Source organism: Priestia filamentosa (genome assembly GCF_900177535.1).
In the GTDB taxonomy this organism is placed as follows: domain Bacteria; phylum Bacillota; class Bacilli; order Bacillales; family Bacillaceae_H; genus Bacillus_I; species Bacillus_I filamentosa.
Genome location: NZ_FXAJ01000003.1, coordinates 186,473 through 201,548 on the forward strand (window position 1 = coordinate 186,473; position 15,076 = coordinate 201,548).

General features: G+C 37.3%; 17 protein-coding genes. 15 read left to right on the forward strand and 2 right to left on the reverse strand.

The window, feature by feature from the left end; translation table 11 throughout:
- Positions 1-269: 269 nt before the first annotated feature.
- From cyoE to B9N79_RS14490, 7 genes are all read left to right on the forward strand, one after another.
- Positions 270-1,190 carry a heme o synthase gene (gene cyoE / locus B9N79_RS14460; protein WP_046216764.1) on the forward strand — a complete coding sequence of 307 codons (921 nt, stop codon included), beginning with the start codon at positions 270-272 and terminating at the stop codon, positions 1,188-1,190.
- 126 nt (positions 1,191-1,316) lie between these two features.
- A complete protein-coding gene (gene coxB, locus B9N79_RS14465; protein ID WP_046216765.1) occupies positions 1,317-2,372 on the forward strand; it encodes a cytochrome c oxidase subunit II in 1,056 nt (351 codons plus the stop codon).
- 32 nt (positions 2,373-2,404) lie between these two features.
- Positions 2,405-4,267 carry a cytochrome c oxidase subunit I gene (gene ctaD / locus B9N79_RS14470; protein ID WP_085118658.1) on the forward strand — a complete coding sequence of 621 codons (1,863 nt, stop codon included), beginning with the start codon at positions 2,405-2,407 and terminating at the stop codon, positions 4,265-4,267.
- Entirely contained in the window at positions 4,268-4,891 is a 624-nt protein-coding gene (locus tag B9N79_RS14475; RefSeq protein WP_019393020.1) for a cytochrome (ubi)quinol oxidase subunit III, read from the forward strand. It begins immediately after the preceding gene.
- 3 nt (positions 4,892-4,894) lie between these two features.
- Positions 4,895-5,221, forward strand: coding sequence for a cytochrome c oxidase subunit IVB (gene ctaF, locus B9N79_RS14480; RefSeq protein ID WP_019393021.1), 327 nt, complete (start codon positions 4,895-4,897; stop codon positions 5,219-5,221).
- Positions 5,222-5,288: 67 nt separating this feature from the next.
- Entirely contained in the window at positions 5,289-6,203 is a 915-nt protein-coding gene (ctaG, locus tag B9N79_RS14485; RefSeq protein WP_040058257.1) for a cytochrome c oxidase assembly factor CtaG, read from the forward strand.
- Positions 6,204-6,267: 64 nt separating this feature from the next.
- Positions 6,268-7,422 (forward strand): GNAT family N-acetyltransferase, encoded by a 1,155-nt coding sequence (locus B9N79_RS14490; RefSeq protein WP_046216767.1) that lies wholly within the window; start codon positions 6,268-6,270, stop codon positions 7,420-7,422.
- Positions 7,423-7,442: 20 nt separating this feature from the next.
- Here the strand turns inward: B9N79_RS14490 and B9N79_RS14495 are convergent, their stop codons facing one another.
- On the reverse strand, positions 7,443-7,823 hold the full coding sequence (locus B9N79_RS14495) for a YugN family protein (protein WP_040058255.1): 381 nt from the start codon (positions 7,821-7,823) through the stop codon (positions 7,443-7,445).
- Between the two features lie 220 nt (positions 7,824-8,043).
- Between B9N79_RS14495 and B9N79_RS14500 the strand changes: the two genes are divergently transcribed.
- The 4 genes from B9N79_RS14500 (at position 8,044) to B9N79_RS14515 (ending at position 11,293) form a co-directional block, all read left to right on the forward strand.
- Entirely contained in the window at positions 8,044-8,466 is a 423-nt protein-coding gene (locus tag B9N79_RS14500; RefSeq protein WP_019393025.1) for a CBS domain-containing protein, read from the forward strand.
- Positions 8,467-8,682: 216 nt separating this feature from the next.
- A complete protein-coding gene (locus B9N79_RS14505; protein ID WP_094041275.1) occupies positions 8,683-9,711 on the forward strand; it encodes a CAP domain-containing protein in 1,029 nt (342 codons plus the stop codon).
- 56 nt (positions 9,712-9,767) lie between these two features.
- Positions 9,768-10,532, forward strand: a complete 765-nt coding sequence (locus tag B9N79_RS14510; protein WP_019393027.1) for a sporulation protein YpjB — start codon at positions 9,768-9,770, stop codon at positions 10,530-10,532.
- A gap of 80 nt (positions 10,533-10,612) precedes the next feature.
- Positions 10,613-11,293 carry a zinc metallopeptidase gene (locus tag B9N79_RS14515; RefSeq protein WP_019393028.1) on the forward strand — a complete coding sequence of 227 codons (681 nt, stop codon included), beginning with the start codon at positions 10,613-10,615 and terminating at the stop codon, positions 11,291-11,293.
- A gap of 28 nt (positions 11,294-11,321) precedes the next feature.
- Here the strand turns inward: B9N79_RS14515 and B9N79_RS14520 are convergent, their stop codons facing one another.
- Entirely contained in the window at positions 11,322-12,194 is an 873-nt protein-coding gene (locus tag B9N79_RS14520; RefSeq protein ID WP_019393029.1) for a YitT family protein, read from the reverse strand.
- A 174-nt stretch (positions 12,195-12,368) separates the two neighbouring features.
- On the opposite strand from B9N79_RS14520, the gene B9N79_RS14525 reads away from it, so the two are divergent.
- From B9N79_RS14525 to bshA, 4 genes are read left to right on the forward strand one after another with little or no spacing between them, the layout of a single operon-like run.
- Positions 12,369-12,704, forward strand: a complete 336-nt coding sequence (locus B9N79_RS14525; RefSeq protein ID WP_019393030.1) for a nucleotide pyrophosphohydrolase — start codon at positions 12,369-12,371, stop codon at positions 12,702-12,704.
- Position 12,705: 1 nt separating this feature from the next.
- Positions 12,706-13,506 carry a 4-hydroxy-tetrahydrodipicolinate reductase gene (dapB, locus tag B9N79_RS14530; RefSeq protein ID WP_040058254.1) on the forward strand — a complete coding sequence of 267 codons (801 nt, stop codon included), beginning with the start codon at positions 12,706-12,708 and terminating at the stop codon, positions 13,504-13,506.
- Between the two features lie 15 nt (positions 13,507-13,521).
- Positions 13,522-13,938 (forward strand): methylglyoxal synthase, encoded by a 417-nt coding sequence (mgsA, locus tag B9N79_RS14535; RefSeq protein ID WP_019393032.1) that lies wholly within the window; start codon positions 13,522-13,524, stop codon positions 13,936-13,938.
- Positions 13,938-15,071, forward strand: a complete 1,134-nt coding sequence (gene bshA / locus B9N79_RS14540) for an N-acetyl-alpha-D-glucosaminyl L-malate synthase BshA (protein WP_019393033.1) — start codon at positions 13,938-13,940, stop codon at positions 15,069-15,071. Before mgsA ends, bshA begins: the two co-directional genes overlap by 1 nt.
- Positions 15,072-15,076 lie beyond the last annotated feature (5 nt).

The window sequence follows — 15,076 nt, forward strand, 5'->3', positions numbered from 1 at the left end:
CTCGAGATTAGTCCTTTCACATATTCCATATCCATTTTAGAGGTTTTTATAGAAAACAATCAACAAGAGAATAAGGGATTTGTTTGTTTGACATAAAAAGTCCATATTTTTTTCATATTTCTTTCACAATTATCGACAAAACCGCACTAATCAACTTCCAATGTTAAAAATACTAAATTAGGCTCATATGTTTATAACCTTATAAAGAGCAAGATACACCTCTGTATAGCCTGAAGTAGCTTTATGAGAGTCAAAAGGGGGGAGAGGAAATGGATTATTCCACAGAATCCGTATCATTGCCACCGCAGAATCCAGAAATTAAAACAACAGTTTGGCAAGAGTTTTTAACTGTTATTAAAATTGGCATCGTAAATTCAAGTATGCTCACTACATTTACAGGTTTTTGGCTTTCCCTCAAGTTTAATGAAAAACCTTTTACTGAGCATCTAGACCTTGCTTTCTTCACCCTAGTAGGTTCAGCGTTTATTATTGCGGGATCTTGTAGCTTAAATAATTATATTGATCGAGATATTGATCCTCTTATGAAAAGTAAACAAAAAAGACCAACTGTTACAGGTCGATTTCAACCTTTAACAGTATTACTTATTGGGCTTGGATTGACAGCAACAGGACTTTTTATGCTGTTAGCTGCTCAAGTTATAGCCGCTCTTGTTGGAGTAGTCGGCATTTTTACATACATTTTTTTCTACACCATGTGGTCGAAACGTCGCTATACAACAAATACCATTATTGGTAGTATTTCAGGGGCTGTTCCTCCGTTAATAGGGTGGGGAGCTGTTGATCCTACATTAAGTCTTGAAGCCTGGATTCTCTTTTTAATTTTATTCATTTGGCAGCCTCCCCATTTTTTTGCACTTGCCATTTTGCGAGCTGAAGAGTATAGAGCTGCTAAAGTTCCAATGTTACCTGTTGTTTATGGTAATAGACTAACAAAGCGACAAATGATTGTATGGATAACTTGTTTAATTCCGCTACCCTTTTATCTTTATGAGTTAGGCATAACATTCGTTGTTATTGCATCTATTTTAACAATAGGTTGGCTCTTAATAGGGGTAAGTTTATATTGGAAATTAAAAACTGAAAAATGGGCTAGAATCATGTTTGTTTATTCTGTTAACTATGTCACGTTTCTTTTTATAAGTATGATTTTAGCTAGCTTCTTTACTTAATTTGTTTCTTCTTTACTTTTTATATAGAAGAATAGGAAGCGTTTTTGTAAAGGTTTAAGATTTTTTTAAAGAAAACGCTTTTATCTCGAAAGTTGATTTGAAAATAAAAGAATAGGGGGATAGAACATGGGAAAATGGCGCCTATTATCTTTGCTCAGTTTTGTTATCCTGTTTCTTTCTGGCTGTGGTGAGCCCTTTATATCAACGCTTACTCCAGCTGGTGAAGTAGCAGACGCACAGTATGAACTTATGCTTTTAAGCACTGCCATTATGGTTCTAGTTGTTGTAGTTGTGACAGTTATTTTCATCTACGTTATTATTCGTTTTCGACGAAAAGGAAGAGAAAGCTATCTTCCAAGACAGGTAGAAGGAAATCATAAGCTAGAAATTTTGTGGACCGTTATTCCAATTTTACTGCTTGTTATTCTTGCTGTACCAACTGTTTCATACACGTTCAAATTAGCAGACACAAGGGAAATGAAGAGCTCGAAAAATCCAGAAGATGCGGTAGTTGTAAACGTAAGAGCTAATTTATATTGGTGGGAATTTGAGTATAAGAATCAGAAGATTATTACTTCTCAAGACCTTGTTGTGCCAACAGACGAAAAAGTTTATTTTAATTTGCAAGCTTCAGATGTAAAGCACTCTTTTTGGATTCCAGCTGTAGGAGGCAAGCTTGATACAAATACAGATGGAACAAACAAGTTTTATTTAGAGTTCGACAGTAAGAGATCTAAAGAAGCAGGAAACGTATTTTATGGGAAATGTGCTGAACTTTGTGGACCTTCACATGCATTAATGGATTTTAAAGTAAAAGCGGTTGATAGAGAAAGTTTTGATCAATGGGCTAAAGATCTAGCGAATACAAAACCTGAAGTAACAACAGCAGAAGCGAGCGCTGGAGAAGAAGTATTTAAGCAAAACTGTCTAAGCTGTCACGCCGTTGATGCAGGAGATAAACGCCCTGCTGAAGCAAGAACAGCTCCAAATCTGGCGGGCTTTGCAGATCGAGAAAAGATTGCTGGTGTTTTAGATCACAATGAAGAAAATCTGAAAAAATGGATTGAAAATCCAGAATCAGTTAAGCCAGGAAATAAAATGACAGGAACATATAAAGAATTAACTCCAGAACAAGTTGATGAATTAACACAATACTTACAAACATTGAAGCTTAAAGAATAGCACAATTCTAAAGTAAAGGAGGATGTTCACGCGTGAGTACATTAGCGAATACAAAACCTAAGTCTGTTTTATGGGATTACTTAACAACGGTTGACCATAAAAAAATTGCCATTCTTTATTTAATTGCAGGCGGTTTTTTCTTTATTGTTGGTGGCATTGAAGCAATGCTTATTCGTATTCAGCTTGCTATTCCTGAGAATACGTTTGTTGGAGCTGATACGTACAATGAGCTGATGACAATGCATGGCACCACAATGATCTTTCTAGCTGCCATGCCACTTATATTTGCCCTTATGAATGCTGTTGTTCCTTTGCAAATTGGAGCGAGAGATGTTGCTTTTCCATTTTTAAATGCGCTTGGATTTTGGTTGTTTTTAATGGGTGGAATCTTTCTTAATCTTGGCTGGTTTTTAGGTGGAGCTCCTGATGCAGGATGGACGTCTTATGCATCTTTATCCTTACACTCCCCTGGCCATGGTATTGATTTTTATACGCTTGGTTTACAGATTTCTGGGGCAGGAACGCTCATTGGCGGGATTAACTTCTTAGTTACAATCATTAATATGCGTGCTCCTGGCATGACATATATGAGGATGCCTCTTTTTACATGGACCGTTTTTGTTGCTTCGGCCCTCATTTTATTTGCTTTTCCACCGCTTACTGTCGGCATTTTTCTTATGATTTTTGATCGCCTTTTTGGTGCTAATTTCTTTGATCCGACCCTTGGTGGAAATACAATTATTTGGGAGCACCTTTTCTGGATATTTGGTCACCCTGAAGTGTATATTCTTATACTTCCTGCATTTGGTGTTTTTTCAGAAGTGTTTGCAACGTTTTCAAGAAAACGTCTTTTTGGATATACCTCAATGGTATTTGCCATTGTGCTTATTGGATTTTTAGGATTTATGGTATGGGTTCACCATATGTTCACAACAGGACTTGGTCCAATTGCAAACGCAATCTTTGCTGTTGCAACAATGGCGATTGCTGTGCCAACCGGAATTAAAATCTTCAACTGGCTTTTGACGATGTGGGGCGGAAGTATTTCATTTACAACGCCAATGCTTTACGCTGTTTCATTTATTCCTTCGTTCGTTTTAGGAGGCGTAACAGGAATCATGCTTGCAGCTGCTCCTGCTGACTACCAATATCACGATACATACTTCGTTGTTGCTCACTTCCATTACGTGATTGTTGGTGGTGTTGTGCTTGGTCTTCTAGCTGGTGTTACCTACTGGTGGCCGAAAATGTTTGGGAAAATACTTGACGAGAAACTTGGAAAAATTACATTCTGGTTATTTTCAATTGGTTTTCACCTTACGTTCTTTATTCAGCATTTTGTTGGATTAATGGGAATGCCACGCCGAGTATGGACATTTTTAGATGGTCAAGGGTGGAATACAGCAAACTTAATCAGCTCAATTGGTGCTGTGTTTATGGCTGTTGCTGTGCTTGTTTTAGTGATTAATATCATTAAAACGAGCATAAGCAAACAACAAGTAGATGGCGATGCATGGGGAGACGGCCGAACGCTTGAATGGGCTATTCCATCTCCACCGCCTGAATATAATTTTAAGCAAACACCTCTTGTTCGTGGTCTTGATCCATTGTGGATTGAGAAAATGGAAGGAAGAAAGGAAATCCTTCCAGCTGAGCCAGTCGGAGATATTCATATGCCAAATGGCTCTATCTTACCGCTTTTAATGTCCCTTGGATTGTTTATTGCGGCAATTGGATTTCTTTATCGTAATGACTATGCTTGGGGAGATCCGATTGGAGCAGGAGGGTTATTTATTACATTCGCTTCTATGTTTTTAAGATCTTGGATTGATGATCATGGCTATCACATTCATAAAGAAGAGCTTCTAGATGAAGATGAAAAGGAGGTTAAATAATTGAGCGCAGAGGAAAAGTTAACAAGAGAAAATTTCCCTGAATCTCCTGAAAAAGCAACGCTAGAAGGTAAGAACAAGTTTTTAGGATTTTGGCTCTTTCTTGGCGGAGAGACCGTTTTGTTTGCTTCTTTATTTGCGACATACTTGGCTCTAAAGGATTCCAATGCTGGAGGAGCAACATCTCAAGATTTATTTGAGCTTCCAATTGTATTTATTGCCACAATGTTGTTATTAACAAGCAGTTTAACAAGCGTATACGCGATTTATCATATGAAAAACTTCCAATATCGTAAAATGCAGGTTTGGTTTATTATTACAATTTTACTTGGAGCGGGATTTTTGGCACTTGAAATTTATGAATTCAATCACTATGTACATGAGTTTGAGTTTACATTTAAAAGCAGCGCATTTGGATCTGCTTTTTATACGCTTGTTGGCTTTCATGGAGGGCACGTTGCGGTTGGGTTAAGCTGGTTTATTACCCTTTTAATTCGCAATGGAAGAAGAGGGTTAAGCTTATACAATGCGCCTAAATTCTATGTCGCAAGTCTTTATTGGCATTTTATCGATGTTGTCTGGGTCTTTATTTTCACAGTCGTATATTTAATGGGAATGGTGGGATAAAACATGACGACAGAAGAAAAAAATGTAAGAGGGGATTGGGAATATCGCCTTAAGAAAAACAGGGATGAGATGAAAATGCAAGTTGTCTCTTTTTCCCTTATGCTTTTTTTAACATTAGTAGCTTTTTTTGCGGTCTCCTATGATAAATACTCCGCTTGGTTTATCGTACCGTTTATTTTATTGCTTGGTGTTGTGCAAGTGGTCTTTCAACTTTACTATTTTATGCATATGAGTCATAGAGGTCATGGAACAGCAGCATTCTTTTTGTACTCAGGTGTTTTGGTTGCTTTCTTAACAGTACTGACATTTTTAACGATTGTTTGGATTTGAAACTACAAAAGGGATCAGCAGTATGCTGATCCTTTTCTAACATTTATGCAGAGAAAGGAGAAAGAACATGGCTAATCTTGATATATTTGGTTTTCGCGCGCTTTTTAGTCCTTATTTCTTTCTGTTTCTTGTTTTTATTACTCTTCTTTATTTTCTCATAGTCAATAAGGGCTACAGTCAATTTGAGAAAGGGAAAAAAACTTCATGGCAGACGAAAATGTTTTTTGTACTAGCAATTGTTACGCTATATATTATTAAAGGAAGTCCAGTTGACCTTCTAAGTCATCTTATTTTTAGTGCTCATATGACGCAAATGGCTCTTTTATATTTAGTTGTGCCTCCTCTTTTTATTCTTGGTATTCCATCATGGGGATTTGAAGCGGTGCTATTTAATAAACGGGTTAAACCGCTCTTTTCATTTGCTACAAAACCGCTTATTTCTCTGATATTATTCAATGGTGCTTTTTCGTTTTATCATCTTCCTCTTATCTTTGATTTTGTAAAAACAAATGCTTTTATACATGGCAGTGTAACAAGTTTTCTTTTTGTATCTTCTTTTTGCATGTGGTGGCCTCTTATGAATAAAGTAAATGAAAATGACATGTCAGGGATTAAGAAAATAGGTTATATTTTTGCTAATGGGGTTTTACTGACGCCTGCATGCGCGCTTATTATTTTTGCAGATACTCCGCTTTACGAGACATATACCTCTCCTGATGCATGGTTACAGGCAATGTCGCTTTGTGTGCCAGTGGATATGTTAGGTTCATTAAATATATCAGGTCCAGAAATGTTTAATACGCTTCCGCCATTAGAAGATCAACAGCTTGGTGGAGTTTTGATGAAAATTATTCAAGAAATTGTATACGGTTCTATTTTAGCGTACGTCTTTTTTGGATGGGCACGAAGAGAGCGAGCAAAAGATGCGATCTCACCGCTTCCCGACGATTTTTCCCCCTCTGAGCATATTGTGAATAAATAGAAACATTTGAAAGTCATTCTACCTCGCTTTACAATATAAAGGAAAAGCAAAGGGGGAAGAAAAGGTGAATGTAGAAAAACTAATAGATGAGAGAGATTTTAAAAAATCAATTGAGCTATCTGATTATGCTTTTCAGCGGGGATTTACAGAGGAAGAGAAAAAACTTCGTCTTCAAAGAATGCAGGAAAACTTAGTGCTCGGCATCAAAAAAGAAGAAGAACTTGCAGCAAATCTCCAAATCCTTTCATCAGAAGTATGCATAAATGGGGAATATTATTCGATGGGAGGCATTGCAAGCGTTGGGTCTTATCCAGAACATCGACGTGGAGGACTTGTTACAAAGCTTTTGGAAGCTTCATTTGTAGAGATGAGGAAAATGGGCCAAGTTATTTCTTATCTTCATCCATTTAAAGTAAGTTTCTATCGCAAATATGGATACGAAGTTTTTGTAGACGAAAAACAGTATACAATTGAAAACGTTGATCTTAAACGCTTCCAAGAAGGAGAAGGATGTATTGTACGACTTTCTTTTGAAGAAAGTTTGCCAGCACTTCAGTTTTTATATGCAAAAATGCAAAATCACTATAGCGGAACATTAAACAGAACAGAGAAGTGGTGGAGAGAGAGGATTTATAAAGAAGGAGATTACTACATAGTATGCAAAAATAAGGATGATCAAGATGAAGGGTATCTCCGCTATGAAATCAACAACCGTACTATGATTGTACATGAGTATGTAAGCATAACCGTAGAAGCTAAAAAGTCTATATGGAATTTTATTTGTCAACATGATTCAATGGTTGATAAAGTCACAATTAAAGCAGCGAAGAATGATATCCTTGCTCACCTTTTGGATAATCCTCGTATTGAACAAAAAATATGGCCGTATTTTATGGCCCGAATTATAGATGTGGAAAAGTTTCTATCTCTTTACAAGCTCAGCATGAAAAGGGACCTTCTTTTGAACGTTCAGGATAGTTCGGCTCCATGGAATGAGGGAACTTATGCTATTTCTCACGGGAAAGTGAAGAAACTGAAAGATGGAGAGCAAGGAGGATTAAAGCTTTCTGTTGGGCCTTTAACTGCGATTCTGCTAGGGTATATAACACCAATAGACCTTTATTATGGAGGACAGATTCACGGTGATATTTCAGATGTGGAAGCGCTACAAGAAGCAGTAAAAAACGTGAAACCAACTTATTTTCCGGACTTCTTCTAAAATAAAAAAGACGAAAGAGTTTAAACTCTTTCGTCTTTTTTACTTTGTTGTAAACTTCCAAGTTCGCCTTCAATATCAAGAAGCAGTGATTCACATTGTTCGACAAGATGAGCAGGAAATGTTTCGCCTTCACCGTATTCCACTCCGTGTGGATAATAATGTTTACCAAGAAGAGGATTTAAAAGTTGTAAAGTTGCTTTATGTGCCCCTACATCGCCTTCAATCACAAAAGCTTGGACGCGCAAGTAGTACGTATCAGATTGAATCTCAAATTTTCGATCGTATGTAACACGTTCATAATCCCAGCCCTCTGCTCGAATAAGACCGTGCTTTTCCATGATGTAATCAAGGCGATCAAGTGGAGCGGTTAGACCATCGAAATCAACTTGTTCAAAACGCAAAAGACTTCACTCCTTTTTATCAAACATATTCTTTTCTTAATCATAGTATGTATGGAAAAAACTTTCAATGAAAACGTTCTCTTTATAGATATTTTTTTCAAAAAAACAACGTACATAAGGTGAAAGATTTAACTCATACTAACTACGGGAAGAGGTTCCTAATCGTTTTAGAAAGCTTGGAATTTTCCTGAAAAAACAACGAGAAGCGAGGAGAAAACGAATGGAAACTGTACGCGATATTATGAGTCATCATACGGACTGCTGTACAACTCAAGATAACATCTATGAAGTAGCTGTAAAGATGAAAGAACTAAATGTTGGAGCTATCCCTATTCTTGACGGAAATAATCTTGTAGGGCTAATTACAGACCGTGACTTAGCAATTCGGGCGATAGCTGAAAAAAGACCAAATTCTTCTCAAGTTACAGATGTTATGAGTCCTAATTTAGTAACAGTAACACCAAACGATTCATTAGAAAAAGCAGTTTCTTTGATGGCAGAGCATCAAGTTCGTCGTCTACCTGTTGTAGATAGCAACAAGCTTGCAGGAATTGTTTCATTAGGAGACATAGCATTAAATCAGTACTCAAACGAAAAAGCAGGTTTAGCGCTTGTAGAAATTTCGAAAGAACTAAACTTTTAAAAAACCGAACCAGTGAGCGACAGAAAATATCTGTCGCTCTTATTTTGTAACACGTTTTTAAAAAGCTAAGAAGGTTATAATAAGAAATATTCACTGTTTTAAAAGGGAGAATAAAAGCACAAAACATAAAAAGAATGTATGATACATAATAAGAGTGAAATAATAGGCTGTTGAACATACATGATATATTAGTGTAGATAGAGAGAAGGTGGAAAGTTGAGAAAGATATTTTTTGTAATTGCGGTTATCGCTATTTTTTATGCGATAAGCAGTATACCTTTTAAATCCAACGATGAGGGAAAAAATCAGCAGAAGGAAGAAGCAACATTTAGTGACCAAAAAGAAGAAGCACCAATAAGTAAAGAGTCTATTTTATCTTTAATTGGTAAAAATAAAGATGATGTTTCAGAACGCTTTGGCAAACCAGACCGAATCGATGAATCACAATATGGTTATAAATGGTGGATCTATCGTTCTTCTCCTTCTTCATATATGCAAATTGGTGTAGAAAAAGATAAAGTTGTTATGGTATATACAATTGGCGATAATGTCAATGTAGACCCTTATTCCATTAATGAAACGAGACAGGAAGTGATGAAACATACACCTGTTTCTCCACAAGTTCAATTTAACTATAAGGGAAATATGTATCAATTTGAAATGTCTGAAGCAGATATGCAGATGAAACCCCTTATTCAATACGAAGACGTATTTGTCCAGCTTTATTTTGATCAATATACAAATAAAATATCAAGTATAAGAGCAATGGATGCTAAGACCCTGATTGAACAGCGTCCTTATGAGCTTACATATCGAGGGGAACTTATAAGTGCAGAAAAACCTTCTAAAGAGATTCAAGAGGAGATTCAGCATGGGAATGAACAACAAATTTTTGATATTACAAATGTGATTCGGGTTAGGCATGGCCTAAATGAGCTAGGATGGAGTGAAGGAGCTGCTAAAGTAGCATATGGACACAGTACAGATATGAAAGAAAATGATTACTTTGATCACGTTTCTCCAACGGCTGGAAAGTTAGCTGATCGTCTAGAAAAAGGAGGAGTATCCTATGATACAGCAGGAGAAAATATCGCTGCCGAGTATCAGGATGGCATCGCAGCTGTTGAAGGTTGGCTTAATAGCGAAGGTCACAGGAAAGCTATGTTAAATCCAGATTTTGATAAGCTTGGAGTCGGTGTTAATGAACAATATTATACACAAAATTTCATTGCTGAAAGAAATTAGACATGGTCTAAACTCGTCCTTTCTTACATAAAGTTTAGTAGTGAGGAGGGACGAACATGAAGCGATGGATAACGTTATTCTGCATGATTCTTTTGTTGCAAAAAGGAGTGACTGTGCAAGCAGAAAGCAGTTGGAGTACGTTGAATGAACTTGCCGATCAGGCTTTGTCCTTAGCGCAGCAGGAGCATTATAAGGAAGCCATCACATTTATGGACCGTTTTAATGACGAGCTGACTCCAATAAATAGAGAAAGTTTGCATATTTCAACAGAGCAGTTTCGAATTTTACAATATAGTCACAGTCTTGCGTTACAAGCGTTAGAACAAGGAAACAACGAAGAGGAACCAAGTTCAAAAGTGATGCAGTTCCGGCTTTTGGTCGATGCGCTTCAAACGAATCATCAACCACTTTGGACAGAAATGGAAGAAGAGATGTTAAGTACTTTTGGGAAGTTAAAGGAAAATGCTGAAACTGGCGATCAGGTTGCATTTCAAGAAGATTTAGCCGTGTTTCTGCAGCAATATGATCTTATTCTTCCAAGTGCACAAGTTGATCGCAATCAGCAAGATATTGAGAAAATGAATGATCACGTTGCTTTCTTGAATAATCAAAGCCTTGAGGCAATGAGTGATGGAGAGAAAGAAGCTTATTTCAAACAAATTGAAAAAGATCTTCAAACGCTTTTTGAAAAAGCTCCTTTTCAATCTGATGTTTCTCCATTTTGGGTAATGATGACAATAGGAAGTATTGTTGTGACGACTCTTCTTTACGTTGGCTGGCGCAAATATATTGGAAGCCAGACGATTCATAGTTCTTATTAGAGGAAGGCAAATCTTTTGACATGAAGCGCCCCCTTTAATAGAATGAGGATAAGTAAATCTAACTATGTGGAGGCGTATAAATGGGAATGCTCATTTATTTTATAATCATCATCTTAGTTCCAATTTTAGCGAGTTGGAAAGTAAGAAGTGCTTACAAGAAATACTCTAAAGTTCATAGTTCTTCAAATATGACAGGAGCAGACGTTGCTCGTCGTATTTTGAACGACAATGGAATTTATGATGTCACAGTTGAACCAGTTGGCGGGACTCTTTCAGACCACTATGATCCACGTGCAAAGGTTATTCGCTTATCAGAGGATAATTACTATGGAACATCAGTAGCAGGAGCGGCTGTTGCAGCCCATGAAGTAGGGCATGCGATTCAAGACCATGAAAGCTATGCGTTTTTAAGACTTCGTCATTCACTTGTTCCAGTTGCTAATATCGGTTCGAATTTTTCTTGGATTTTGATTTTTATCGGAATTATAGCAGGAATGTCAAATCTTCTATTATTGGGAATTGTATTTATGCTAGCCGCTGTAGTATTCCAAATTGTTACACTCCCTGTTGAGTTTGATGCGTCAAATCGAGCAATGTCACAGCTTGTTTCTTCAGGGGTAATTCGAAATGATGAGGAACGCCGCACGCGTAAAGTATTAAATGCAGCAGCCTTAACATATGTAGCAGCAGCAGCTGTAGCAGTGCTTGAGCTTGTCCGACTTGTTTTAATTTATACAGGAATGTCAAATAGTGAAGAATAAGAAAGAGCCGTCCAGCTGGACGGCTCTTTTAACGTTGTAATGGCATCTTATTTTCATCAAGTGTAAAACCTTCTCCAAGCACGTCATGAACGGTCGTGAAAGCAACGAAGGCATGTGGATCAATAGATGTCACAGCTTGCTTTAACCTAAATACTTCGTTTTTCCCAACAACACAATAGAGGACGTTCATATCTTGTTTAGAAAATGAACCTTGGCCTTTTAAAATTGTGACTCCTCTGTCCATCTCCTTCAAAATACGTTGGGCAATTTTATCATTTTCCTTTGAAATAATGGTGGCACCTCTTGCTGTGTAAGCACCTTCTTGCATCACGTCAATAACGCGTGCAGCAACAAACACAGCAACAAGCGTGTACATTGCTTCTCTAAAATCTAAATATGTAATAAGTGAAAGAGCAATCACACCAAAATCAAACATAAACATCGTTCGCCCCATATTCCATCCTACATATTTATTTACAAGACGAGCGATAATATCGACACCGCCTGTTGTGCCTCCAAATCTAAAAATAATTCCGAGCCCAACTCCAATGAAAACACCTGCAAATAGAGCAACAAGGGTCATATCGTTTTCGAGATGAAAATTGATAGGAAAACGTTGGAATATCCAGAGAAATAGCGAAAGCCCTACTGTTCCAAGAATTGTATAGATAAAGGCTACGCGTCCAAGCAATTTCCATCCAATGAAGAAGAGTGGAATATTTAAGACAAGGTTAGAATAAGAAGGATCAATCTTAAAAAGGAAAAATAATAGCAGGGTAATACCTGTAAATCCTCCTTCAGCTAAATTGTTTTGCATGTTGAAATTAACAAGCCCAAAGCCAAAGATAGCGGTTCCAAGCAAAATAAATACAATGTTAGTTATGCGCACTCCTTTAAGCATAAAGTCCCTCCTGTTTAACGTAGTATTCAACACCTATCCTACCATAGAAAAGAGAGTTGATAGTGACAATTGCTATTTTTAAAGCTAGAATAATTGTCAAGAACGTTCTCATTCGCTAACATATGAACAGAGGAAGCGTTTTTACAACTCTCTTAGTATGAACGAGGTGAAAAAATGGAAAACAAATCAATGAAAAGAATGCAGCAAGAGGTAGACGAATATATTGGTCAATTTAAAGAAGGCTATTTTAGTCCTCTTGCGATGATGGCTCGTCTGACAGAAGAGCTTGGTGAACTTGCTAGAGAAGTCAATCATTATTATGGAGAAAAACCGAAAAAAGATACAGAAAAAGAAAAAGCAATGGAAGAAGAAATCGGAGACGTTCTTTTTGTGCTCATTTGTTTAGCCAACTCGTTGAACATTAGCTTAGAAGAATCGCATAATCTTGTGATGAATAAATTTAATACGCGTGATGCGAATCGTTGGACGAAAATTGAGGAGGATAAGTAAGATGAATAAAGTTAAAGTTGTAGTAGCAGGACCACGAGGACGTATGGGGATAGAAGCCCTTCACTTAATGAAAAACACGGAAAATTTTGAGCTTGTAGGAGCTATTGATCGTGTTAATGAAGGAAAGAAAATTAGTGATGTAGAAGGATTACCGGCAATTGATGCTCCTATTTATACAGATATTCATACATGCTTAACAGAAACAAAGCCAGATGTTTTAGTTGATTTGACAACACCTGAAATTGGACGATTACATACGAAAACTGCACTTAGCTATGGAGTACGCGCTGTTGTAGGTACAACTGGTTTTTCTGAAGAAGATTTAACAGAGCTTAAAGAAATGGCGGAAGAAAAAGGGATAGGCTGTATTATTGCTCCTAACTTTGCAATTGGTGCGATCTTAATGATGAAGTTTTCACAAATGGCAGCTCGTTATTTTTCAGACGTAGAAATTATCGAGCTTCACCATGACCGCAAACTTGATGCTCCGTCTGGAACAGGGATTAAAACAGCAGAGCTTATTTCTAAAGTACGGGAACCAAAGAAGCAAGGGCATCCTGAAGAAAAAGAAATTATAGAAGGAGCACGTGGAGCAGAATTTGATGGAATACATCTTCATAGCGTTCGTCTACCAGGCCTTATTGCACATCAAGAAGTGTTATTCGGACGCGATGGAGAGTCATTAAAGATTCGTCATGACTCTTATAATAGAGCGTCCTTCATGTCAGGTGTTGAGCTTTGTGTGAACACGGTAATGAATATTGATTCACTTGTTTATGGACTTGAAAATATTATCGAATAGAAGGCGGGAGAAGAGATGAAAATTGCGCTAATTGCTCATGATAAGAAAAAAAATGATATGGTCCAATTTGTGACAGCATATCAAGAAGTTTTAAAAGATCACGAACTTTTTGCAACAGGGACAACAGGTTTTAGAATTCAAGAAGCAACAGGCCTTGATGTTCATCGCTTTCAATCTGGTCCTCTGGGGGGAGACCAAGAAATTGGGGCAATGGTTGCCAACAACAAGATGGATATGGTTCTCTTTTTCCGTGATCCTTTAACAGCTCAGCCTCATGAACCAGATGTAACGGCGCTTATTCGTCTTTGTGATGTATACGCGATTCCGCTTGCCACAAACATGGGTACAGCTGAAGTCCTTATTCATGGGCTTCGTCGTGGAGATTTGAAATGGCGCACAATTGTTCATGAAGAGCAGAAAGGAAATCTTTAATGAAATTGAAAATCGGTATTGTTTGCTATCCTTCCGTTGGTGGATCTGGAATTGTAGCAACAGAACTCGGCAAATTACTTGCTGAAAAAGGACATGAGATCCATTTTATTTCTTCAAGCATGCCATTTCGTTTAAATAAAGTGTATTCAAATATCTACTTTCATGAAGTGGAAGTGAATCAGTACTCTGTTTTTAAATACCCGCCATATGATTTAGCTCTTTCGAGTAAGATTGCAGAGGTGGCAAAGCGCGAGAAGTTGGATCTTCTTCACGCTCATTACGCCATTCCTCACGCTGTTTGTGCTTTCTTAGCAAAGCAGATGGTTGGAGAACATTTGAAAGTTGTGACAACCTTGCATGGAACGGATATTACTGTACTCGGTTATGACCTTTCCTTGAAGAGTATTATTAAGTTTGCGATTGAAAATTCCGATGAAGTAACAGCTGTTTCCTCTTCACTTGTTAAACAAACGTATGACCTTATTGCTCCTCAAAAAGAGATTCATACTATTCATAACTTTATTGAACAGAAAGAAGAAACAGGGGAAGATGTTTCACTACTTAAAAAAGAATATGGAATTAAAGAAGGAGAGAAAGTCCTTATTCACGTTTCAAACTTTAGACAAGTGAAGCGGGTAACAGATGTTGTACGTGCTTTTTACCATGTTCAACAAAAGGTTGATGCAAAGCTTTTACTTGTTGGAGATGGCCCAGAGATGACGGCTGTTTGCTATCTTGTTAAAGATCTTGATATTGTAGATAAAGTTCTTTTTCTTGGAAAACAGGAAAATGTGGATGATCTTTATGCTATTAGCGATCTTAAGCTTCTTCTTTCTGAAAAAGAAAGCTTTGGCCTTGTTTTATTAGAAGCAATGGCTAATGGTGTTCCATGCATTGGGACAAATATTGGTGGAATTCCAGAAGTTATTGAGGATGGGAAAACAGGCTATATCTGTGAAGTTGGTAATTACGAAGAAGCTGCTGAAAAAGCTCTATCTCTCTTACAAAATGATAGTTTGTATGAAGAAATGTCGGCTTCTTCTCTTCGTTCTGTATGGAGTAAATTTTCTTCAAAAGATATCGTCGCGCAGTATGAGGAGCTTTATGAAAAAGCGTTAAACAGAGTGAGGTGAACATC

Coding starts and splice junctions, on each gene's coding strand:
- B9N79_RS14515 (WP_019393028.1), top strand. CDS start 10,613: ATGGGAATGCTCATTTATTTTATAATCATCATCTTAGTTCCAATTTTA.
- bshA (WP_019393033.1), top strand. CDS start 13,938: ATGAAATTGAAAATCGGTATTGTTTGCTATCCTTCCGTTGGTGGATCT.
- coxB (WP_046216765.1), top strand. CDS start 1,317: ATGGGAAAATGGCGCCTATTATCTTTGCTCAGTTTTGTTATCCTGTTT.
- B9N79_RS14525 (WP_019393030.1), top strand. CDS start 12,369: ATGGAAAACAAATCAATGAAAAGAATGCAGCAAGAGGTAGACGAATAT.
- ctaF (WP_019393021.1), top strand. CDS start 4,895: ATGACGACAGAAGAAAAAAATGTAAGAGGGGATTGGGAATATCGCCTT.
- dapB (WP_040058254.1), top strand. CDS start 12,706: ATGAATAAAGTTAAAGTTGTAGTAGCAGGACCACGAGGACGTATGGGG.
- cyoE (WP_046216764.1), top strand. CDS start 270: ATGGATTATTCCACAGAATCCGTATCATTGCCACCGCAGAATCCAGAA.
- B9N79_RS14500 (WP_019393025.1), top strand. CDS start 8,044: ATGGAAACTGTACGCGATATTATGAGTCATCATACGGACTGCTGTACA.
- B9N79_RS14520 (WP_019393029.1), bottom strand. CDS start 12,194: ATGCTTAAAGGAGTGCGCATAACTAACATTGTATTTATTTTGCTTGGA.
- mgsA (WP_019393032.1), top strand. CDS start 13,522: ATGAAAATTGCGCTAATTGCTCATGATAAGAAAAAAAATGATATGGTC.
- B9N79_RS14510 (WP_019393027.1), top strand. CDS start 9,768: ATGAAGCGATGGATAACGTTATTCTGCATGATTCTTTTGTTGCAAAAA.
- ctaG (WP_040058257.1), top strand. CDS start 5,289: ATGGCTAATCTTGATATATTTGGTTTTCGCGCGCTTTTTAGTCCTTAT.